This window comes from Vibrio caribbeanicus ATCC BAA-2122 (genome assembly GCF_000165125.1).
GTDB lineage: Bacteria > Pseudomonadota > Gammaproteobacteria > Enterobacterales > Vibrionaceae > Vibrio > Vibrio caribbeanicus.
The window spans coordinates 60,818-82,712 of record NZ_AEIU01000099.1 but is presented as its reverse complement, the minus strand read 5'-3'; the positions used below and the strand labels follow the sequence as shown (position 1 = coordinate 82,712).

16 protein-coding genes are annotated in these 21,895 nt (G+C 44.4%); 12 read left to right on the top strand and 4 right to left on the bottom strand.

The genetic code is table 11. The features are described 5' to 3' along the window. The first annotated feature begins 129 nt into the window (after nucleotides 1-129). From RH40_RS20130 to RH40_RS17250, 4 genes are all read left to right on the top strand, one after another. On the top strand, nucleotides 130-501 hold the full coding sequence (locus tag RH40_RS20130; RefSeq protein ID WP_009602964.1) for a hypothetical protein: 372 nt from the start codon (nucleotides 130-132) through the stop codon (nucleotides 499-501). A gap of 24 nt (nucleotides 502-525) precedes the next feature. Next, complete coding sequence (locus tag RH40_RS17260; RefSeq protein ID WP_009602963.1) at nucleotides 526-7,644, top strand: RHS repeat-associated core domain-containing protein; 7,119 nt, start codon at nucleotides 526-528, stop codon at nucleotides 7,642-7,644. A 10-nt stretch (nucleotides 7,645-7,654) separates the two neighbouring features. Then, nucleotides 7,655-8,176, top strand: coding sequence for a hypothetical protein (locus RH40_RS17255; RefSeq protein WP_009602962.1), 522 nt, complete (start codon nucleotides 7,655-7,657; stop codon nucleotides 8,174-8,176). A 225-nt stretch (nucleotides 8,177-8,401) separates the two neighbouring features. Beyond that, nucleotides 8,402-8,719 carry a DUF4286 family protein gene (locus RH40_RS17250; protein WP_009602961.1) on the top strand — a complete coding sequence of 106 codons (318 nt, stop codon included), beginning with the start codon at nucleotides 8,402-8,404 and terminating at the stop codon, nucleotides 8,717-8,719. 36 nt (nucleotides 8,720-8,755) lie between these two features. Here RH40_RS17250 and RH40_RS17245 read toward each other — a convergent pair whose 3' ends face one another. Continuing rightward, nucleotides 8,756-9,178, bottom strand: a complete 423-nt coding sequence (locus tag RH40_RS17245; protein WP_009602960.1) for a nuclear transport factor 2 family protein — start codon at nucleotides 9,176-9,178, stop codon at nucleotides 8,756-8,758. Nucleotides 9,179-9,309: 131 nt separating this feature from the next. On the opposite strand from RH40_RS17245, the gene RH40_RS17240 reads away from it, so the two are divergent. Next, nucleotides 9,310-10,188: a LysR family transcriptional regulator gene (locus RH40_RS17240; protein ID WP_009602959.1), complete on the top strand. Its 879-nt coding sequence runs from the start codon at nucleotides 9,310-9,312 to the stop codon at nucleotides 10,186-10,188. Nucleotides 10,189-10,340: 152 nt separating this feature from the next. Here RH40_RS17240 and RH40_RS17235 read toward each other — a convergent pair whose 3' ends face one another. Then, nucleotides 10,341-10,697 (bottom strand): hypothetical protein, encoded by a 357-nt coding sequence (locus RH40_RS17235; RefSeq protein ID WP_009602958.1) that lies wholly within the window; start codon nucleotides 10,695-10,697, stop codon nucleotides 10,341-10,343. Nucleotides 10,698-11,186: 489 nt separating this feature from the next. On the opposite strand from RH40_RS17235, the gene RH40_RS17230 reads away from it, so the two are divergent. Both RH40_RS17230 and RH40_RS17225 read left to right on the top strand, forming a co-directional pair. Then, on the top strand, nucleotides 11,187-13,805 hold the full coding sequence (locus RH40_RS17230; protein WP_039954907.1) for a beta-N-acetylhexosaminidase: 2,619 nt from the start codon (nucleotides 11,187-11,189) through the stop codon (nucleotides 13,803-13,805). 286 nt (nucleotides 13,806-14,091) lie between these two features. Beyond that, the gene (locus RH40_RS17225) at nucleotides 14,092-14,568 is read left to right on the top strand and encodes a Dps family protein (RefSeq protein ID WP_009602956.1); all 477 of its coding nucleotides are present in this window, start codon (nucleotides 14,092-14,094) and stop codon (nucleotides 14,566-14,568) included. Nucleotides 14,569-14,616: 48 nt separating this feature from the next. Here the strand turns inward: RH40_RS17225 and RH40_RS17220 are convergent, their stop codons facing one another. Continuing rightward, nucleotides 14,617-14,754 carry a hypothetical protein gene (locus tag RH40_RS17220; protein WP_009602955.1) on the bottom strand — a complete coding sequence of 46 codons (138 nt, stop codon included), beginning with the start codon at nucleotides 14,752-14,754 and terminating at the stop codon, nucleotides 14,617-14,619. A 248-nt stretch (nucleotides 14,755-15,002) separates the two neighbouring features. Here RH40_RS17220 and RH40_RS17215 point away from each other — a divergent pair, with 248 nt between their 5' ends. The 5 genes from RH40_RS17215 (at nucleotide 15,003) to RH40_RS17195 (ending at nucleotide 21,146) form a co-directional block, all read left to right on the top strand. Next, nucleotides 15,003-15,590 (top strand): aminodeoxychorismate/anthranilate synthase component II, encoded by a 588-nt coding sequence (locus RH40_RS17215; protein ID WP_009602954.1) that lies wholly within the window; start codon nucleotides 15,003-15,005, stop codon nucleotides 15,588-15,590. A gap of 403 nt (nucleotides 15,591-15,993) precedes the next feature. Continuing rightward, the gene (locus RH40_RS17210) at nucleotides 15,994-17,208 is read left to right on the top strand and encodes an aspartate aminotransferase family protein (RefSeq protein ID WP_009602953.1); all 1,215 of its coding nucleotides are present in this window, start codon (nucleotides 15,994-15,996) and stop codon (nucleotides 17,206-17,208) included. A gap of 183 nt (nucleotides 17,209-17,391) precedes the next feature. After that, nucleotides 17,392-18,411, top strand: coding sequence for an arginine N-succinyltransferase (gene astA, locus RH40_RS17205; RefSeq protein ID WP_009602952.1), 1,020 nt, complete (start codon nucleotides 17,392-17,394; stop codon nucleotides 18,409-18,411). A gap of 19 nt (nucleotides 18,412-18,430) precedes the next feature. Then, entirely contained in the window at nucleotides 18,431-19,888 is a 1,458-nt protein-coding gene (astD, locus tag RH40_RS17200; protein WP_009602951.1) for a succinylglutamate-semialdehyde dehydrogenase, read from the top strand. Between the two features lie 466 nt (nucleotides 19,889-20,354). Continuing rightward, nucleotides 20,355-21,146, top strand: coding sequence for a DUF1338 domain-containing protein (locus RH40_RS17195; RefSeq protein WP_009602950.1), 792 nt, complete (start codon nucleotides 20,355-20,357; stop codon nucleotides 21,144-21,146). A 64-nt stretch (nucleotides 21,147-21,210) separates the two neighbouring features. Here RH40_RS17195 and crp read toward each other — a convergent pair whose 3' ends face one another. After that, the gene (gene crp, locus RH40_RS17190; protein WP_009602948.1) at nucleotides 21,211-21,843 is read right to left on the bottom strand and encodes a cAMP-activated global transcriptional regulator CRP; all 633 of its coding nucleotides are present in this window, start codon (nucleotides 21,841-21,843) and stop codon (nucleotides 21,211-21,213) included. Between the last annotated feature and the right edge of the window lie 52 nt (nucleotides 21,844-21,895).

Below are 21,895 nucleotides of genomic sequence, written 5' to 3'. Positions count from 1 at the left end.
CAGTGATAATAATCATATTTATAAAGTTAATTTATTGATGACTTTTGATTCATCTGTATGATTTTGAGAAATTTTTGTGTTATCAGTGAAATACGTTGAGCTGATAGAAATAACAGTGGTAACGAGCCGATGTGGCGCAACAAAATAAAACAGCCTGTGTTTTTTTTCAGTCTAATTACTCTTGGTATATTGGTGGCTTTGGGCTGGACTTTGGCGTTTAACAAGCAGCCTAAAGGTGATTCATCGCCTCAGCCGACCAGTGTGCAAGCGCATAAGGTAAAACTTAGCCCTGATGCTCACTTTCCCACCCCAGTGGTACAGCTGCAGCAGGTGTTGGCACATGGCATGGTGGAAGTCGAACGAACTCAGTTGCCTCTGGTGCGCGGCGAGCTTGACGAGTTTTCTCAAAGTAACATCGATCAAGATTACCCTCAGCCAGCGGAACTTGGCGCGCTACGTCAGCGTTTAAATCAGCTTCAATCTTCACAAAATACTAAATAAAATCATAACAATAGCAGTGACCTCATGAAATTAACGTCTTTTCAATCCTCTTCTTTAGCTCAAAATTGGCGCCATATATTGGTTGGCTTGTGCGCTTTGGGTCTATCGTTGCCGGCCATGGCTTTAACCTCAGATGCAGGGAAAGCCATTCAGCTATCAGGTGATTTTTCTGTATCTGGAGGACAAGCCAGTTATAGCTTACCGATTTCTGTCGCACCAGGGCGTGCAGGCCATCAACCGTCGCTGAGCTTAGAGTATCGCAGCGATTCACCTAACGGTATAATGGGGATGGGTTGGAGCCTAGGCGGGCTTTCCTCGATTCGTCGTTGTGGTAAAAATATTCTCAAAGATGGTCATTGGGGCGGGGTAAACTTTGATGCTAAGGACAGATTTTGTCTCGATGGTGAGCGATTAATCGCTATCTCAGGTAAAGATGGCGGACATCTAACCGAGTACCGCTTAGAAAATAATGGTTACGCTAAAATTGTCTCTTTTGGCCGTGCAGGTAATGGTCCTGAGAGTTTTAAGGTTTGGCACAAGGACGGTTCAGTCTACCAATATGGTGTGAGCCAAGATTCTAGAGTTGAATTGGCCTCAAAACCGAGCGCTTATAAGTGGGCAGTGAATCAAATCAGTGATATCACCAAGGCCAACCATATCCGCTTTATCTACCACGAAAATAATGCCGCAGGCACCCATCGCCTCGCACGCATCGAATACGTCGGTGGCCAAGTCAAGTTTGGCTACCAAAGCCGCCCAGACAGCAGCGCCCATTATTTAGGTGGCAGCTTGCTTAGACGCAATCAAAGGCTGAACAGCATCACTACAATAGACAGTCTGGGTAATGAAATTGGCCAGTACCAACTTGATTATCAGCTGTCACCACACACTCAGCGTAGCCAAATTACTGCATTGCGTTACTGCGCATCGGGTCAATGTTCAACCGACATTCAGTTTAGATGGACTGGACGTGATAAAGTTGCGCTCGGAGCGGTAACCAATACAGGACTGGTTGATGCCCGCTACTACGATACTAATGGCGATGGTCAGGCTGAAAGTTACGGAGTTGTAGAGCGTGACTACGGCTCTTGGCAAGCTAAAAAATTCACTTTAAAAGATCTTGCTGGCAATACCCATCATGGTGTTACCAGCATGAACCTGGCCGGGAATGTTGCTCACCCATACATTCAACGTAACGCCTGCGATAAAATCTATCCTCCATTTAACCAAATTGGAGCAAAATCTTACCTGAAAGGTAATGGCCAGTTTGGTGTCTATTGCTATAATACCGTTTCCCCATCGCATGCAGTCAATTATGGCGACTTTAATGGTGATGGGGCTGAAACTGAGCAAAAAGGCTATGCCATCGCAGATATTAACGGAGATGGTATTGCAGATAAGCATAGCTTTGATGTAACTACACCTGGAGGCTATCGCTACTATATCACGGGCTATGGCAGTGGCAGCCTGCCCGGTGCAGCGCAACGCAATATGGGTTCTAACGTAATTAGTGGCGTAGCACAACGCAATGTTGGTGATCTCGTAATTAGTGGCGAATCACCACGCAATATGGATTTTAAAGCACTCAGTGATGTAAATAATGACGGTTATTTAGATGCGATAATGCGAGAGGGGAAAACAGGCGCGTCATATGTGTCTTTATTTAATGGTATCTCATTTAATTCCCCTATTGCACTCAATGCTAAAATTGGAATATTTCAAAAGCCTACTTTTGCTGATATTAATAACGATGGTTATCCAGACTTAGTCGCAGGCAAACATATTTATCTTAATCAAAAAAATAACCAATTTGCCACTTCACCTAGCATTACCGCAAGCAACGAAATTGTTGGTTTGCAAGATATAAATGGTGACGGCTGGGTAGATTTGCTCACCCGTGGGAATGCTCGTCACGATAAAACTCACGTGCAGCGCTCTAGCGCCCATGCACAAGATAAGATTACGGTTATCTCTGAAGCTGGCGTTGATTACAGACTAAGCTATTTGCCTGCAACTGATAACAGAGTTTACACCTTAGAGGGTACGAGCCAGTATCCTATAAAAGTGGTCACTCCGAGACGTTATCTGGTTTATCAGGTGGAAAAAGCGCCCAAAGGCTATCAGAGCACTCAGTATCAATATCATTACAAAGGGGCCAAACGTCACCTAAACGGCGGCGGCTTTTTAGGTTTTGCGAGTATCTCTAAAACTGAACGTGCTGAAGTTACCACTCAAACCACTACCGACTTTATTCAAACACCGCTTGAGCTAACGGGGAAAGTAAAGACATTAAGTGTGGTTAAAAACGGCCATAATGTTTCTCAAGTCTCTTATGACTACTCCCGAGAAACAAAACGAGGCTATAACGCGAACTATTTTCATGTTTTTGCCGCTAAAGAAATAAGAAAGCAGTATGGCTTAACAAATGATGCTGTTGAGAAAGAAGAAACGATAACCCGGGTCGTAGACCGCTTTGGCAACCTAATCAAAGAAACCACCCAATTATCCAGTCAATTAGAGCAAGCGGGTGCCTTTACTACTGAAACTAATTATGAATATGTATCATCGGGATTAAACCAGAAGCATCAGATTTATGATCTAACTTCGATCTCTAACGTTTCTAATATCAATGCGTTAGTAAGCTCCTACCGAGCTGGTATTGGCCAATATTGCGCTGCAGATGGAAAGGTTTACTTTAAGCCCAACGATTATGTTGTTCTGATCCACTCTGATATCGATATTCCATTGGTGCTTGAGCGCTATGATGACTATTTCTACTATCAAAAGTCGGCTTCGCACACCGATCTTGATGGGCTGACCACTCACTCAGGGCAGATGGTGCAAGTGTCTGCGGCGGATTTTCACGCCTCTGGTGCCAAGGCTTGCGGGCAATATACGCTTACCGATTATAACAGTGATGGTACACTCGAATTGGCCACATCAATAAGCACTCGCACCGAACTGGTCACCGAAACAGGTGGGAAATACTGGCAACTAGGCGCAATAAAAAAGGTTCACACCCGTGTGTCAGATACGCTGAGCCACCTTAGTCGTCGCACGAACACTGAGATTCGATACAATCAGCAAGGCCTGCCTATTCAAGAGGTCGTGATCAGCTCAGAGTATGACTCTGATACGATGGGCTCAAAAAGTCTTACTCGCCGTTATCAATATGACCAATGGGGCAACCCACTCAGTGATAGTGTTGAAGGAACAGATTTACCGGTGCGCCGCAGCCAATATCAGTACGACAGTGATGGTCTCTTTTTGCGCAGCACGCAAAATGCCCTTGGTCATCAGTCTAACACTCGATTTGATGCTAAAGGTCAGCTTATACGCACCGTTAGCGCGCTAAAAAATCGTACCACGCGTCAAAGCTATGATGCCTTTGGTCGCCAAGTGACCCAAACTCTGCCGGGCGCTGGCAATGTCACTCGAAATCAATATAAGTTAGGGAACGCTTGTCCACAGGCGCTAGCGCAAACCTTCAGCTGTGTAATAAGTTCTCTGGCAGCAGGCGGCGAAGTGATCACTCACTTTGATTATGCTGGTCGTGAGGTGCGCAAGTTACATACCAGCTTTAGTGGCCAACGAGTCGTGGTCGATACGCGCTGGGATCGCAGTGGACGTAAGACAAGTGTGACCCGCCCACAGTTTGTGGGTGAGTCGAGACCTGCGCCTGTAGTGCGCTTTACCTACGACGCACTCGATCGCGAAATCAGTAAACAAGAGCCGGCCAGCAACCAAAAAGTGGCCAGCTACCATACTCGATACCAAGGCTTAAAAGTGACAGTGACGGATGCGCGAGGGTTCGAGCACAGCACCACCAGTAACTTACTTGGACACATTCTGCGCAAAGAAGAGCCCGATAATGCCTATCAAACTTACCAATATTACCCTGATGGTAAACTGAAAAGCAGTACAGACTCAGACGGGAATACCACGCAAATACGCTATGACAGCTTTGGCCATCGCGTCTCGCTTGATGACCCAGATATGGGCCAGTGGTCTTATGTCTACAACGCTGCAGGCGAGCTTATTTATAAGCGTGATGCCAAAGGCGTGGTCACTGAGATTGCCTATGACCAGTTGGGGCGTAAGATAAAACAAACCGAAGGCGGACAAGAGTCGACGTGGCGCTACGATGAAAACGGGGCGCTAGGCACCTTATCAGGCTTTAGTGGTCGCGGTAATCAAACCGAGTACCACTATAACCAAGCGGGGCTGCGCCAAGAAGAGGCAGTAACCGTTGCTGGGGAAACCTTCACAAGCTTCTATTATTACGATAATTTTGAACGTATTGCTCGAGAGGTTCGTCCGAATGGCCAAGCCACCGATTTAACCTCGGCAGCACTGGCAGCGCGTAATCCACAAAATAAGCTGGCGGTTGAGTATGTCTATAATCCGCACGGCTATGTTGCAGCAGTGCGCAGCCCTAAAACCTATGCCGATAGCGTATTTACCAGCGCCAAGTTCCGTCAAGATATTAAGCAGCTGCTTGACCAAGCGATGGCGCAGGCCAATCAATATTTAGACAAAGCCGAACGTTACGCAACGCAAGAGCGTTTTTTCAACGACAAAGCCGCGCAATACAACAGTAAAACCGTCAATTTACATAACCTAGACAGCGCCAGTTTGGCCATGCTTGGGGATGGTTATCGTTATAAGCAGTGGTGTAATGCACAAGGAGAGTGTTTCTTGCGCCCAGCAACCTGGGTAATGCTTCATGATGATGTCATTACTCCGCTGGATGTCACCTTAGAAGGGGCGATTTATCGCCTGACAACACAATTAGCCAGTACGGCGCAGCCCGGTGTGCGTCACTACCAAGCCAGTTTGCATGCAGTGAGTGAACCTGCGTTCAGTGCCGAGACACTGACCCCTGCTCATGACTTTATCTTGGGTGATTATGATGGCAATGGCGCGAAAGATCTGATCAGTAACCAAGATATCTACGCTGCCCAAGCAGACAATCAAACACGCAGCGAACTGCTGTTTAGCGCCGATGATTTAGCCCATGCGGGCACCGTTGCCAACAGCCGCTATAAGTTTTATGTTGATTTGGCCAGAGAGCTGATTGCGCTATCGGAACAAGTCGCTAAGCTCAGTGGCAATTATTGCCAATACGCCAATCAACTTGGTGGTCAGCAACTTGACTCAAGTCAGCGAGTGGCTTGTGGCAATACCCAGCAGGTGGGTCAGGCGGATCATCTCAATCTGATTTTGACCCAATCTCAGCTCGACGACTCGCTGCAAGACTCGGCCTATACCTATTATTGGCAAAGGCGTGAAACTGACGCCTATGACCATACCCTTTCGGAGACGTTAGGTAATGGTTTGGTCAATACCTATGTACACGATGCCAACACGGGGCGGCCAAACTATATCGCCACTCACAAAGGCAGTCAGTTGTTTAATCCGGCGATTAAGGGGGCGGCGGCAAAAGGTCACAATGTCCGTTTGCTTCATTATCGTTATGACAATCACAATAACGTGACCTACCGCGCCGATGATCAGCTCGGTGTCACTGATACTTGGCAATACGATGGTCTGGATCGTGTGGTGAGTAACCGTATTGCGCTCAGAGATGCCAGCCAGCACGGGCTTGATAACCCAGACTTTAATGGTCCGTTTGTTTATCGATACGATAAGCTGGGTAATTTGCTGTTCAAAACCGGTATTGGTGATTATCAATACAGCGGCCAGCAGGCTGGTCCACATGCGGTGACCAAAGCCAATGGGCTTAATTATCAATACGATGCCAATGGTAATATGCTGCGCGCTTGGGCGCAAAACAGTCAAACCAATGAGCGTGAATTGCAATGGACAGAGTTTAATAAGCCGAGCAAGATTGTCCGTAAAGGAAAGGCGGTTGAGTTTTTCTACGATGCCAATCACAGTCGCTACTTAAAGAAAAACAGCGACGGGGTAGAAACTTTCTACTTTGGTAAGGCTTATGAGCGCGTCACCGACAGCAAAACTGGAGTCGTGCAGCATAAGCACTTTATCTATGCCGATGGTAAGTTAGTTGCGCTCAATACCCAGACAGATAATGCCGATGACTCGCTAAAAGATAAGCAAGTTCGCTATCTCCATTACGACGCGCTCAATTCGGTCGATATGATCACTGACGGTTATGGTAATACGGTTGAGCGTCGCAGCTACGACACTTGGGGTAAGCAGCGTAAAGTGGCTTGGCAATCGGAGTCACCGCTGGAGGTAATGCAACTGGCGATCACCAATCGCGGTTATACCGGCCATGAAGAAATCGTCGAAGTGGGCTTGGTGCATATGAACGGCCGGGTCTACGACCAAGAGCTTGGGCGGTTTATTAGTCCGGATCCTATCGTCCAAGCGCCATACGTGACCAATAGCTTCAACCGCTATTCGTATGTGTGGAATAACCCTCTGAAATATACGGATCCGACCGGGTTTAGTCTACGAGAAACGTGGGATAAAATTAAAGATGCGGTAAGGGACTTTTTTGGTGGCGATAAATCTCAAAATGATAATGGAAGAGATAAAGATAATAACAAAAATGATCGAGGAAATAGCTCCGAAGCTTCACACAAGGAGACGGAAGTTGTTGATATTGATGAAAGTGACGAGGTTCAGTACGCCAATGGTGGTAAGTTCATAGCAGATGAAAAACAGAAAAGCATGGGTTACTATGATCGGCAAGGTGTCTACCATGCTGGTGTTTCTAGCGGTGAAATGGAATATAAAGGAGATGAGATTAGTAAAGAAGTGCTTGACGCTCATTATGAAAGTATGACTCCAAGTGACTCTATGGCTAAGGCTGATGAAATTACTGATTCCAAACTTACTGGTACGCTTGGTGACACGCTAAAAGCATCTAAAAAATTGCCGAAGGGCGGTGTTGATATTATAGAAGCAGCAGTTCGAATAAAAATGTCCAAGAAGTACAGGTTAAAAACAGTCACAGAGATAACCCATCAAGCTGAAGGAGAGCGAGTTGTTGTTGATCATAAAACAGGTCAGGTTCATTATTCTGGTAATAGATATAAGAAAGATAAGCTACTTCGGTCTCAAAAAGTGACTTATAGTGATCCACAAGATGTCCCATTAGGAGTAGATCCAAACGAAGTTTTAGATCTTATGAACTCTATCTCAAATCGTTGAGAGTTAAAAAATGAAGAAAATATTACTAATTGCGATGTTATTTTTTTTAGGTACTTTTAGGTCATTTGCTGGCTACAAGGTGCTAGATATCCCAAAGCTTAGTGAGTATATTAATAGTTGCTCTATTTCTGAGATGGGTGTATGCATAGATAAAGCGTTATATCTAGATAAATCTAATGCAATATTAATAAAAATAATTTTTCATAATAATGAAATCGGAAAAAATGATCGAGATCCAAAGTTAGTCTTGGAGCTAGGTATGTTAAGCTATTTACTTCTTTTTAATAAAGAAGTCTCAGAAAAATATAATACTCATCAAAATAAGAGTTTTTTTGATCTAGAAATAGATAGTTTAGGGCAAAACAATGTGCTTATCCTAGGTAAGGTCATATCTGATAAAGGAAATTACGTTGGGTATTATGGAATAGATAACAAGACTGGATATTTGTTTCATAATATAAGCAATAACTTTGATGATGCGTTAGATTTCTATATTGAGAGATACCCAAACAAAGAACCAAAAAATAAATAAAAACAAACCAAAATAAATAAAGGACAGGCACCGTATTAAGGTGCCTTTCTTTTTTCTTCTTGTTAGGGAAATCCACCAAACATCTTATTTCTCTCTATCTAGAATTAAAAATATCAATAAATAACCATAAAAATCATTGGTTTATATAATTTCTGTCCTTGATGCTGGGTAAAAATAGAGTAACACTGTATTTACTCTGTCACCCAAGAAAAAAAGGAATCAATAATGATCCTCTACGAAGTGAACCTTGAAATCTCCAATGAGATTTTTGACGAATATATGGCATGGCTAAGGCCACACATACAAGAAATGCTCAGATTCCAAGGATTTATTAAAGCCGATATTTACACCGATACAGAGCAACAAGAGGGCAATACAAAAGTGGTTGCCTCTTATTATGTTGATAATGAAGAAAATCTTCACAGCTATATTGATGAAATGTCAGCAAGTATGAGAGCAGATGGCATCAAAAGGTTTGGTGATAAATGCGTTGCGACCCGCAGAGTGCTTAAGCTTCAAGAGAGCCATACGAGTGGTGAATAAATAGCAGCGCACACCTTGTGGTGTGCGCGTTTGTTTTTATTTCCCCCAAAAACGGTCTTCCCCTTCTTGGTCAGAAGAAAAAAGCCACACTTCGACAATCTTACCCTCTTTTAGGCGAAATAAATCGTGGCCGGGCATCTCGTATTCGTGCTGTACGCCGTTGATGTCTTTTCGACCGCCAAATTGCACTGGCACTGAAACCAAGTCATTGTTGGCCATTGCTTTGCCAATGGGTTTGACATAAAAAGAGCCTTGGCTGTCACTCATCATGCCATTGACCATCTCACCGATAGCGCCAAAGTTCGGCTTATCGCCCGAGAATTTGTTGTTGCCGGGTTGGTGCCAAACCACATTGGGTGCAAATAAGCGGGCAAAGGTTTCGAGATCGCCCACAGCGAGACTAGAAAAAAGGGTGTCGATAACCGATACATTTTGCTCAAGGTTAGTAAATGTTGACATTGTGTTCTCCTCAAAGGTCAATTTAATCAATTTTGGCTAGAGCCTTATTACGTTTTTTAGTCTAAAGGCTTTTATTAGTATCAGTAAGGCGCTAAATTCTTATTAAATTGGTATGAAAAACGGAATAATAAGTGCAGTTACAAAGACTCAAAGCGATGGCGGTATTCGCTGCTGTGGTTAAAACAGGCAGTTTTAATAAAGCTGCAGCTTTGCTTCAAATAAGTAGACCAGCAGTGAGTGAGCAAATTCGCAAGCTTGAGGATCTACTCAAAGTACGAGTTTTACAGCGTTCCACCCGAAGGCTAAACGTGACGCCTGAAGGCGAAAAGGTTTTGCCTTTGGCTCAGTCTGTACTTGAGTCTTTGATGATGACCGAGAAAGTACTACTTCAAGATCAACTGCGCGGAAAAATTCGCTTAACCGCAACCTATGATATTGCCCATAACTGGCTTTTGCCGCGCATCACCACATTTCGCCAGCAATACCCGCATATTGAATTTGATTTTTTGATAAGTGATGAAAAAGTTGACTTGATAAAAAATCAGATTGATTTGGCCATTCGAGTTTCTTCAATGGACGAGCTCGGTTTTGTAGCAAGAAAGCTGTTTGAAGATAAACTCGAAGTCTATGCCTCGCCAAATTATCTCAATCGATGCGCCAAACCTGTCACGACAGAGTCACTACTTGAGCATAAGTGGGTTGTGATTAATCAACTCACCAATGGTGGAGAAATTACCTTATACAATGACAGCCAAAAGGTACGCTTTAGCCCTGAAGACTACTGCTCGACCAATTCACCGATTTTGTCACGAGATATGATTTTGGCGGATATGGGGCTGGGGCTATTGATTGACAATATTGCCAAGCCACATATTCGCAGCCAGCAGCTAGTCAAAGTGCTACCGGGATGGCAAGCGCAGCATTTTTCCTGTTATTTGCTTTATCCAAGCAAAAGTTATCTGCCGCGCCGAACTCAAGTGCTAATTAACTTTCTGTTAAATAGTCAATAAAGGACACACACCAAATGGTATTAGCATTTTTTCATCAAACATTCCTAACATAGAGTAAATAAATATAGAGTTTGTACATTTTAATGATTGGTAAAAATAAACCTCACCACGGAACTATGGCGAGGCTATTGAAAGTGAAGTGGGGTATTTTGTTAGTAGACAATACGGATAAAATCACCAGAGCTTTTATGGAAAATCTTTCCATCGGTGATACCACATTTTTTTTGGTAAGTGTGCCAAGGTGCTGTAGCTTTGATATGCACGGATAGCTTTTGCGAAGCAGCCATAAAAAGCAGTGATGTAGAAATATTGTTATCATAATCCTGTCCATAGTAATCTGCCCAAGTAGCAAACCACTTACCATCCACCTTAAACTGCAAAGTCCTAGCCCAGTTATGTTCATCTGTGCCTGTTCCACAAATCTGGATTTCTTCAATAATCCCTTTGGCTTCTTGAGCAAAAGAGAGCGGAGAGGCAAGCAGCAGTATGGCAAAAAGTATTTTTTTCATTAAACATTCCTAAAATAGAGCGATAAATATAATTTTCTAAAATGATATTGTTTTTATTAATGTTTTCAACTTATTAGTTCTGATATTGATAGAGCAATAACAAGTTTGTGATGATGTATACCCAAGTAACCTCAAGATGCTAGGTTCAGCACTATGGCATCGCTCTGAATCCTCATTTTGAAGTCACTTGGGTATAGTTGCTTTTGTTATCTCTTAACTGGCTGCACCACAAATTCGCCACATTTATAAAACCAGATCACACTATTATTATCGGTATTATTGACAATTCTCATCGGTTATTTGCGATGTGCCATAGTTTTACGAAATTTATTTCGCAACGAAAATTAATCAATTGAAAGTCGACTCATTATCCCCCTAAATAGCCAAATTAAACCATGAATGGGCAGAATGCCCATTCAACTTAGGCCAGGTTTCTTATTTTGGCTTGAAGTTGTTTTAAGGAATAAAAAAACAAGAAGGGATTGCGTTTTGAATGTTAGATTAACGGCTATAAGTATGGCTTTGGCGCTTGCCACTGCTGGGGTATCGGCTCAAACACAACAGGATGTGAAAAGGGTTGCCGATGCGCTCAATGTCTCTACCTCATTGGTAACCAATCAACCCAGTGATTCAGAAGCTGAGTGTCCGTGGGATTTTTGTTACCGCGCTGAGATCACCTTAACCAATACCAGTGCGAAGGCGATTGATAACGACTGGGATCTTTATTTCTCTAGTATCCATCGTGTGCTCGATACACGTGGCGACCTTTTTACCATTACACATATTGATGGGGATTTACATCGTGTCTCGCCGACTGAGAAATTTATGGGGTTAAAGCCAAATCAGTCGGTGACGATTGAATATGACGCTGAATACTGGCAGATCGTTAACAGTGATTTTATGCCTAATTATTATGTGGCCTCTAAAGGATTAAAAGGGGAGTTGATTCAAAACACTGCGGTTAAAGAGGCAGAAACAGGATTTGAAGATTTGTCCGGTTTTTTAACCGCGATCAGCGCAACCCCCAACGAAACAGGTCAGTGGCGACGTTTTTCTGGAGATAAAACTCAAGTTGCGACAGCAGGCTCACGCTTTGTCAAAAACCGCGATGTGGCCGATCTTGGTCAAGAGGTCGCTGCGCGCCATATCGTGCCAACGCCGGTAGAAATGAGTGTTAAGACAGGGGCGATTAGTATTGCTGAGGGCCTCAACCTGCGTGTGATGAATGGGGCTCTGCGTACCGACCAGATTGAGGCGGTCAATGCGCGTTTATCTCAGCTGGGGGGCAAAACCGGTGCTGGTGTTGAAGTAACAGTGATGGCTAATGCTGGTCATGCCGCATTTATCGGACGTGAGGTGACAGGTGCTTATACTTTATCTATCGAAGCTAATGGCATTACTGTCGTGGGGCGCGATAATGCAGGGGTATTTAATGGACTTCAATCACTTGCTTCACTTATCACGGTGGGAGATTCTAATTTACCTAAGGTGACGGTCGACTACGATGCCCCGCGCTTTAACTACCGCGGCATGCATATGGACGTCTCGCGTAATTTTCAGCCTAAAGAGCAAATCTTTAAGTTCCTTGATCAAATGGCGGCCTATAAGCTGAATAAATTCCACTTTCATTTGGCCGATGATGAAGGCTGGCGTTTGGAAATTCCAGGTTTACCAGAGCTTACTGAGATAGGGGCAAAAAGGTGTCATGATCTTGATGAGCGCCTTTGTCTTCTACCCCAGCTTGGTTCTGGCCCCAATGCAGCATCTGAAAAGCAGTATTACTCGGTAGAAGATTATGCCGAGATTATTCGCTATGCTACAGCACGAAATATTCAAGTTATCCCATCCATGGACATGCCGGGGCATTCCAAAGCCGCTGTCGTTGCGATGCAGGCGCGATACAATAAATTTGCCGCGACCGATTTACAAAAGGCCAAACAATATTTATTGACCGATCCTGATGATACGACTGAGTATTTTTCGGTACAAAACTACACCAACAACACGATAAATCCATGTATGGAGTCGAGCTTTGCTTTTATGGACAAAGTGATTGGTGAGATCGTTACTCAGCATCGTAATGCGGGTCAGCCACTGAGAGATTATCATATCGGGGCCGATGAAACGGCGGGAGCCTGGGTCGATTCACCACTCTGTCACAAGATGTTCGATGCTGAATGGAATGGTATTGATGATGTCGAGGATCTCGGCCCTTATTTTATTCAGCGTATCAGTTGGATATTAGAAAAATACAGTTTAACCCTCGCAGCTTGGAATGATGGCCTAAAACACGGTGAATACATCAAACCTTACTTGTTGGCTGGTGAGAAAACGTCAGCGTACTCATGGGGAACTCTCTTTTGGGGAGGGGCTGATGAAACCCATACCATAGCCAACACAGGTTATGAAGTTGTGGTCTCGACCCCAGATACGACCTATTTCGATTTTCCTTATGAGGTGGATCCAGAAGAGCCAGGCTACTACTGGGGTTCACGTGAAACCGATACGCGAGAAGTGTTTGGTTTTATGCCGGAAAACTTGCCCGCCAATGCTGAGACCCTGCTTGATCGTATGGGAGCACCCATGGAATATGCTCAGGGCGGCGTAACACTGACTAGAAAATTCAAAGGCATGCAGGGCCATCTTTGGTCTGAGACTATCCGGACGCCGCGCCAGCAAGATTACATGGCGTTTCCTCGACTGATTGCCATGGCAGAGCGGGCGTGGTCAAAGGGGGCTTGGGAGCTTGAATATGATCCTTCTGCGACATTTAAATCGAATGTGGGTGGCTTCAGCGGAACTGAACATGTTGATACAGCCACGCGCGACGCTGATTGGGCCGTTTTTGCCAACACACTCGGCTATAAAGAGTTTGCCAAACTTGATAGAGCCGGGGTTTACTACCGTCTTCCTGTGCCGGGCGCTAAGATAGAAGCAGGAAAGCTTGTCGCAAACTCGGCATTTCCGGGCGTCATGATTCAATATTCTACCGATGGTACGCATTGGCATAATTATGATGATGGTGCCAAGCCTTCGGTCGGTATTGGCGTCAAAGTACGTACAGTCGCAGGCAATGGCCGAGTGGGCCGCGCCATCGAAGTAAACTAACTCACTTTGTCTCAATAAGACCCCCTTGGTATTTACTAAGGGGCTTTTTTATCTCTCTACCCATAAGAAGATTTGTAGAAGTCGGAGAGAACAGTGCTGACATTTTACGATAAACAAACACTTGAACGTACGTAGTGATGCTCTACTATGGGAATGCCTTCATTCTGTCTTTTTGATAGTCAAAACCTATTAATTTTATAGAAATGAACGCTTTTAACTATTTTAAGCAGATAGGTATAGTGAACTTATCGAAACGCGATATGCGCGATACACGGGGATAAAGAACATGACAAACCAAGTTAACCTAATTGGTCTAGACAACGAAAAAGCACAAGCACTGGCAAACGAGTTAAATGAACTATTGGCACATTACCAAGTGTTTTACATGAACACTCGTGGTTACCACTGGAATATTAAAGGTCAGCAATTTTTTGAATTACATGAGAAATTTGAAGAAATATACACTGACTTACAAACTAAAATTGATGAGCTTGCAGAGCGTATTCTGACTTTAGGTTTCACGCCTGATCATAGCTTCAGCCAGTATTTAGAAAAAAGTGCCATTGCTGAGCATCAAAATGCAACCACAGGTAAAGATTGTGTTGATGGCTTGGTAAAGGGCTTTAGTTCGCTAATTAAGAAGCAGCGCGTAATTTTAGCCCAAGCAGGAGATGCCGAAGATGAAGGCACGGTATCGCTAATGAGTGATTACATTGGTGAGCAAGAAAAGCTGATGTGGATGTTGAACGCTTACATGCAGTAAACACTACAGACGCAAATAATAAAGCCAGCAGAAATGCTGGCTTTTTATTTATTCTTCAGTCGCTTCATGAATGGTTTGTTTGGTGTCTTTCCATACTTTAGAGGAGTCATCTTTGACGCCTTGCCAAGTGTTGGAACAACCACCGAGAGCAAAGGCTAAGATCAAGGTCATTAATGATGCTTTCATTCTTACTCCGAGTTCGATTGATTTATTCTCTGACTATATCAAACTTAAGGTATTTTCGAAGCGTTTGACCAAAAATTGACTGAGGAAACACGATCAGGTGTCGTAAGTTTGGGGAAGATATTCTAGTTTCACTCCTTCACTGTTGACAGCACAAAACAAAACTATCTCGTCAATTGCGCTTGCCTTTCTCTATTCTTGCTGCAAAATACCGCCCTAATATGGAAATTTATATTTACTAGCCCGTCAAGATGCTACTGATTATCGATAATTACGATTCGTTTACTTACAATTTGTACCAGTATTTTTGTCAGTTGGGCGCAGATGTTGAAGTGGTGCGCAATGACCAAACGACCTTGGCTGAAATTGAAGCGCTCGATCCCAGCCATCTGGTGATTTCACCGGGTCCATGTACCCCTAATGAAGCCGGAATTTCAATGCAGGTGATTGAACACTTTGCTGGCAAACTTCCTATTTTGGGAGTGTGCTTGGGCCATCAAGCCATCGCTCAGGTTTTTGGCGGTGAAGTTGTGCGTGCTCGTCAGGTAATGCATGGTAAAACCTCTCCGATACGACACAACGGTCTCAGTGTGTTTCGTGGCTTAAAAAATCCTCTGACGGTGACTCGCTATCATTCACTAGTGGTTAAAAATGGCACCTTACCTGAGTGTTTTGAACTGACGGCTTGGACAGAGCATGCCGATGGAAGCATGGATGAAATTATGGCTTATCAACACCGAAATTTACCCATTGATGCGGTCCAGTTTCATCCAGAGTCGATTAAAACCGAACAAGGCCATCAGATTTTGGCCAATTTTTTGTCACGTAAGCCGCTATAACCACATTGCTTTAACACTTTTGTTTTTGCCAAATCCTGATTTAGATCACTTTTTTTAACATTTCTTTCATAAGCTGCGCCGCAAATATTTTGTGAAAAAGTATGCGCAGCCCCTAATAGGTCTTGTCTTATTTGTCTATCAAGAGCCTATTTAATCACAGCTTATTGTAACTATAAGAATATATTGCTTTATAAAATTGGTTACCTAATGCATAAATAAGCAAACACAGTGACTATTGGCCCCTAGTACCAGGGCGGAAAAGAATAAATCACTATTGAAATGGTTAATTATTTGTAAATACAATGCCGTAATTGCTTAAAAGCAAAACAATATCTTATTTCATTGAATAGAGAAGTAAGGACACCATATTCGCTATGCATGCGGTATCTAGAGGGAATGTGCAATGACTGTAGAAAATAAAGTAGAACGTGGCCTGTTTGATGAGGTGATGGTACCTTGTTATAACCCAATGGAAATGGTTCCCGTTAAGGGAGAAGGGGCTCGCGTTTGGGATCAGCAAGGTAAGGAATACATCGACTTTGCTGGCGGAATTGCAGTGAGCTGTCTTGGTCATTGTCATCCAGACATGGTCAATGCACTTAATGAACAAAGCCAAAAAATATGGCACCTTAGTAACGTCATGACCAACGAACCCGCACTGCGTTTGGCAAAGAAACTGACGGATTTGTGTTTTGCGGATAAAGTCTTTTTTGCTAACTCGGGTGCAGAGGCCAACGAAGCAGCGCTGAAATTAGTACGTCGTTATGCTGCGGATAAGTTCGGTCCTGAGAAAACTGAAATCATCGCCTTTAAACAAGGTTTCCATGGTCGTACTTTCTTCACTGTAACTGTTGGTGGTCAAGCGGCTTACTCTGATGGCTTTGGTCCAAAGCCAGGCGATATTACTCATCTGCCATACAATGATATTGAAGCATTGACAGAACATATGTCAGACCGTACTTGTGCCATCATGATGGAGCCTTTACAAGGAGAGGGGGGGATTATTCCTCCGACGCCAGAGTTTGCTCAAGCGGTACGTGAATTGTGTGATAAGCACAACGCACTGCTCATCTTTGATGAAGTGCAAACAGGTAACGGTCGTACTGGTAACTTTTATGCTTACCAAGGCCTTGGTGTGACACCTGATGTATTAAGCACAGCAAAATCTTTAGGTGGCGGTTTCCCAATCGGTGCAATGCTAACTACGGCAGAACTCGCTGAACATATGAAAGTGGGAACCCATGGTTCTACTTATGGCGGTAACCCGCTTGGTTGTGCGGTGGCCGAAGCTGTGGTTGATGTTGTGAGCAAGCCAGAGACATTGGCGGGCGTTTTAGAGCGTGAAGCACTTTTCCGTGAAGGATTGGAGAAAATTAACGCTAAGTACAACATCTTTGCTGAGGTACGCGGTAAAGGACTGCTACTGGGCGCTGCATTGAACGAGCAATGGCAAGGCCGTGCTCGCGATGTATTGGTTGCAGCAGGTAAAGAAGGTCTAATGGTATTGGTTGCAGGCCTCAATGTTGTGCGCTTCACACCTTCTTTGGTCATTAGTAAAGAAGAGATTGATGAAGGTTTAGCGCGACTGGAAAGAGCGATTGCTTCTCTAGCAAAATAATCAGAATTGAGACCAAGCTGCAGCTTGGTCTTGCTACATTAACGCCACCTGTTGAAAACATGGATCGTAGGGTGTGGAAACGAAATGGAGTGCAGTGATTGAGGTTTTTATCTCTTCTCCGTTTGGTATTGCCTATCGGTTAATGATGTCAACAGGTGGAATCAGTATCAGGAGGGACTAACGATGCTGGTTGTTCGCCCTATAGCGATGTCCGACTATGATGCATTGCACACGTGTGCAGTGGAATCGGGTCATGGATTCACCTCTTTACCGGTGGATAAAGACCTCTTAACTAACCGTATCACCCATTCGGAATACAGTTTTTCTAAACCCGATGTTACTGAGCCCGGAGATGAGGGCTACCTAATGGTTGGTTTTGATACCAATACAGGAGAGGTCGCTGGTTGTACCGGGATCGAAGCATCGATTGGTTGGGATGTACCTTTTTATTCTTATCACATCAGTACGATTGTTCACTCCTCCGCTAAGCTTGGCGTCAATAATGTAGTGAAGCTGTTGACGTTTGGTAACAACTACACGGGCTGCAGTGAGATTTGTACGTTATTTTTACGCCCTGAATTTCGTCAAGGCCTTAATGGTCGTCTGATGTCTAAATGCCGCTTTCTTATGATGGCGGAACACCCTCATCGTTTTTCTAAAACGGTGTTTGCTGAGATGCGTGGTGTTTCAGATGAAAATGGTAATTCGCCATTCTGGCAGTGGTTAGAAGAGCACTTTTTCTCTATCGATTTTAAGTTAGCAGATTATCTGACAGGCATTGGCAAGAAAGGTTTTATCGCTGATCTAATGCCGAAATTGCCAATTTATATCAATCTTTTGAGCAAAGAAGCTCAGGCCGTGATAGGCCAAGTACATGAAAATACCAAACCGGCTCTGAGGTTGTTGGAGAAAGAAGGTTTTACGTGTCGTAATTACGTCGATATTTTTGATGGGGGCCCATCGGTTGAGTGTGAAGTCCGTAATATCGAATCGGTTCGCCACTCATTCCGAGCCAAAGTCACCATAGCTCCTCATGCAAGCTCACAAGACTTTTTGATCTCGAATACCTCGTTTGAACACTTCCGCGCAACCGCAGCGAAGGCTTCCTATGATCAGGCATCTGAGTCGGTCGTTCTATCACCGGAAGTCGCTGAGGCGCTGCAAGTTAATCAAGGCGACTTTGTTCGCATGCTCAATCTGTAAAGAGTTTAAGGAAAAGATTATGACACATTGGATTGCTGGAGAATGGGTAAAAGGCCAAGGTGAGTCGATTGCTTCTCAGAGCCCATATAACAATGAAACCATTTGGCAGGGCGAAAGCGCGACTGCAGAACAAGTTGGACTGGCGGTTTCATCGGCACGAGAGGCTTTCCTCTCATGGAAAAAGCTCAGTTTTGCTGAGCGTGAGGCAATCGTGCTTGCCTTTGCAGATAAGGTCAAAGAAAACAGCGAAAAAATAGCGACGGTTATTGCGCAGGAAACGGGAAAGCCGATTTGGGAAACTCGCACTGAAGCTGCTGCAATGGCAGGTAAAATCGCGATTTCTATCCGTGCCTATCATGATCGCACCGGTGGTGCGCAGCGTGAAGCGGCAGGGAATCAAATTGTACTCCGTCATCGTCCACTTGGTGTGATGGCAGTCTTCGGTCCTTATAACTTCCCAGGACACTTACCAAACGGGCATATTGTTCCAGCGTTGCTTGCAGGGAATACCGTGGTGTTTAAACCTTCGGAGCAAACACCGCTTACAGGTGAGCTTGCGATGAAACTATGGGAAGAAGTTGGCTTACCTAAAGGTGTGATTAACCTTGTTCAAGGTGCTAAAGAGACTGGGATCGCGCTTGCCGAAGCCAAAGGAGTCGATGGTGTGCTCTTTACTGGCAGTGCCAATACTGGACATATTCTTCATCGTCAGTTTGCTGGTCAACCAGGAAAAATGTTAGCGCTTGAGATGGGGGGCAATAACCCTATGGTGATCTCGGAGAAGTTTGGTGAGCTTGATGCGGCTGTCTATACCATAATCCAATCTGCCTTTATCAGTGCGGGACAGCGATGCACATGTGCACGCCGCTTGTATGTGCCTGTTGGTGATAAGGGCGATCAGTTGGTTGATAAACTGGTTGAAGCGACAACAAAGATTCGTGTGGATGAGCCCTTTGCTGAGCCAGCACCTTTCATGGGGCCTCAGATATCAAAAGCGGCTGCAGATTTTATTCTTGCTGCGCAAGCTAACTTACAATCATTAGGCGGGAAGAGTTTACTGGAGGCAAAGGCCGGTCAAGCGGCGTTCGTTTCGCCGGGTATCATTGACGTTACCCCAATTACAGATCTGCCTGACGAGGAATATTTTGGTCCATTATTACAAGTCGTTCGTTATCAAGGATTAGAAACTGCCGTTGAATTGGCTAATGACACTCGCTTCGGCTTGTCGGCCGGGCTGGTATCGACCGATGATAGTGAATGGGACTATTTTGTTGATCATATTCGCGCAGGGATTGTTAATCGTAACCGTCAGCTCACAGGAGCCAGCGGTGACGCACCGTTTGGTGGCCCTGGTGCATCTGGAAACTTGCGCCCCAGCGCTTACTACGCTGCGGACTATTGTGCTTACCCTATGGCTTCGATGGAAGGGGGGGAAACCTTACTACCCGACACACTAAGCCCAGGACTGGAGCTGTAAAGGTTAAATAATAATATATACCCAAGTGACCTCAAGATGCTAGGTTCAGCGAGAATAGCTTGCTTTACAGGCAAGGCAACGATTTGAAAATCTAGACACCTAAATTGAAAATCGGTAACGAAGCATGTAAAGCTAGATAACTCGCCCTTTGGGAGCGTGCCACAGCGCCGATTTCATTGTCAAATAACTTGGTAAGAGTCGACTATTACGCCGCGTTATTTTCCTTGAACTCACCACTGTGGCATCGCTCTGAATCCTGCATTTTGAAGTTACTTGGGTATACACCTAAGTACCTAGAGGTCACTTGGGGATGGCAGTTCCCTTTTTGCCTTCATGAGCCGAAGGCTTTTGCAATGTCACAGGTTGGAGGCTTTCCAAATAGAGTATAAAAGCTTTGTTGGTTAGCCTCTTTTTTACCATAAATTAAATTCTGTTAACGCAAATTACTCTGATACAAGGAGGCGTTATGACGCCAGATGTTTTATTTCAAAAGTTATGGGATGACTATATTCAACGTTTATGCCCATCCGCTCACCAAGTTCACCAATTACTTCAGGAAGACGAAGCGTTGATCAATGATCACATTGCGCTGCGAACCTTTAATATTGCTCCGCTTGGCATTGAGACTCTTGCCAAACCTTTCTTAGAGATAGGTTACACAGAAGGTGGTGATTATCTCTTTGAAAGTAAGAAACTCGTCGCGAAACATTATGAACACCCCGACCCCAAACAGCCCAAAATATTTATCAGTGAGCTCAAGGTTGAAGAATGCTCACAGGAGCTACAAGCGATCGTAGGACGTTTAGTGGCTCAAGTAGAAACAGAACGACTGAATAGCCCAGAGTTCTTATATGGTGGTCGTTTGTGGGACTTGAGTTTCTCTGATTTCCAAGTTCTGGCACAAGAGAGCGAGTATGCTTCTTGGCTGGCTGCGCATGGCTATGGTGCTAACCACTTTACGGTTAGCGTTAATCAATTGAACGCTTTTTCAGAAGTTGTCGAGGTTAACCAACACCTGCGAGACTCAGGCTTTACCATCAATGAATTTGGTGGTGAAGTAAAAGGCTCCCCCGAGGTCTTGCTTGAGCAGTCTTCGACCATGGCGGATAAGGTATCAGTAGAGTTTTCTGGTGGTGTTGAGGAGATCCCAGGCGGCTTTTATGAGTTTGCTAAGCGCTACCCGATGAAAGACGGTAACTTATACCCAGGGTTTGTTGCAGCTTCTGCCGATAAAATTTTTGAAAGTACCAACGGTTAAGTTTTTGCTGCGCTGAAACTGACGAAAAAGCCACCTTTAAGGTGGCTTTTGCTTTTAGGTGTTATCAACGTGTGCCGTAAACGACAATCGTTTTACCGTGCGCTGAGATAAGGTTTTGCTCTTCAAGCATCTTAAGGATGCGGCCAACGGTCTCACGCGAACAGCCAACAATCTGACCAATCTCTTGGCGAGTAATCTTGATTTGCATGCCATCTGGGTGTGTCATTGCGTCTGGCTGTTTAGCAAGATTCAGCAGTGTCTGTGCGATTCGGCCTGTAACATCTAAGAAGGCTAAATCACCGACCTTTTGGCTCGTAACTTGTAAACGGCTGGCCATTTGTGACGAAAGACGCATTAAGATATCCGGGTTCACTTGGATCAGCTGACGGAATTTCTTAAATGAGATTTCTGCAACTTCACAAGGGGATTTAGCACGAACCCATGCGGTACGCTCCTGATCTTCTTCAAAAAGACCAAGCTCACCGATGAAATCACCCTGATTAAGATAAGAAAGGATCATCTCCTTACCTTCTTCATCTTTAATGAGTACCGCGACAGAACCTTTGACTATGTAGTACAAGGTTTCCGCTTTCTCGCCCGCGTGAATAAGCGTGCTTTTTGAAGGGTACTTGTGAATGTGACAATGTGAAAGAAACCACTCTAATGTAGGGTCGGTTTGAGGTTTACCTAGAACCATAATATCTCACTTCCTCTGCAGGGTACGCTTGCTACTTTCCATGTTATCGCAA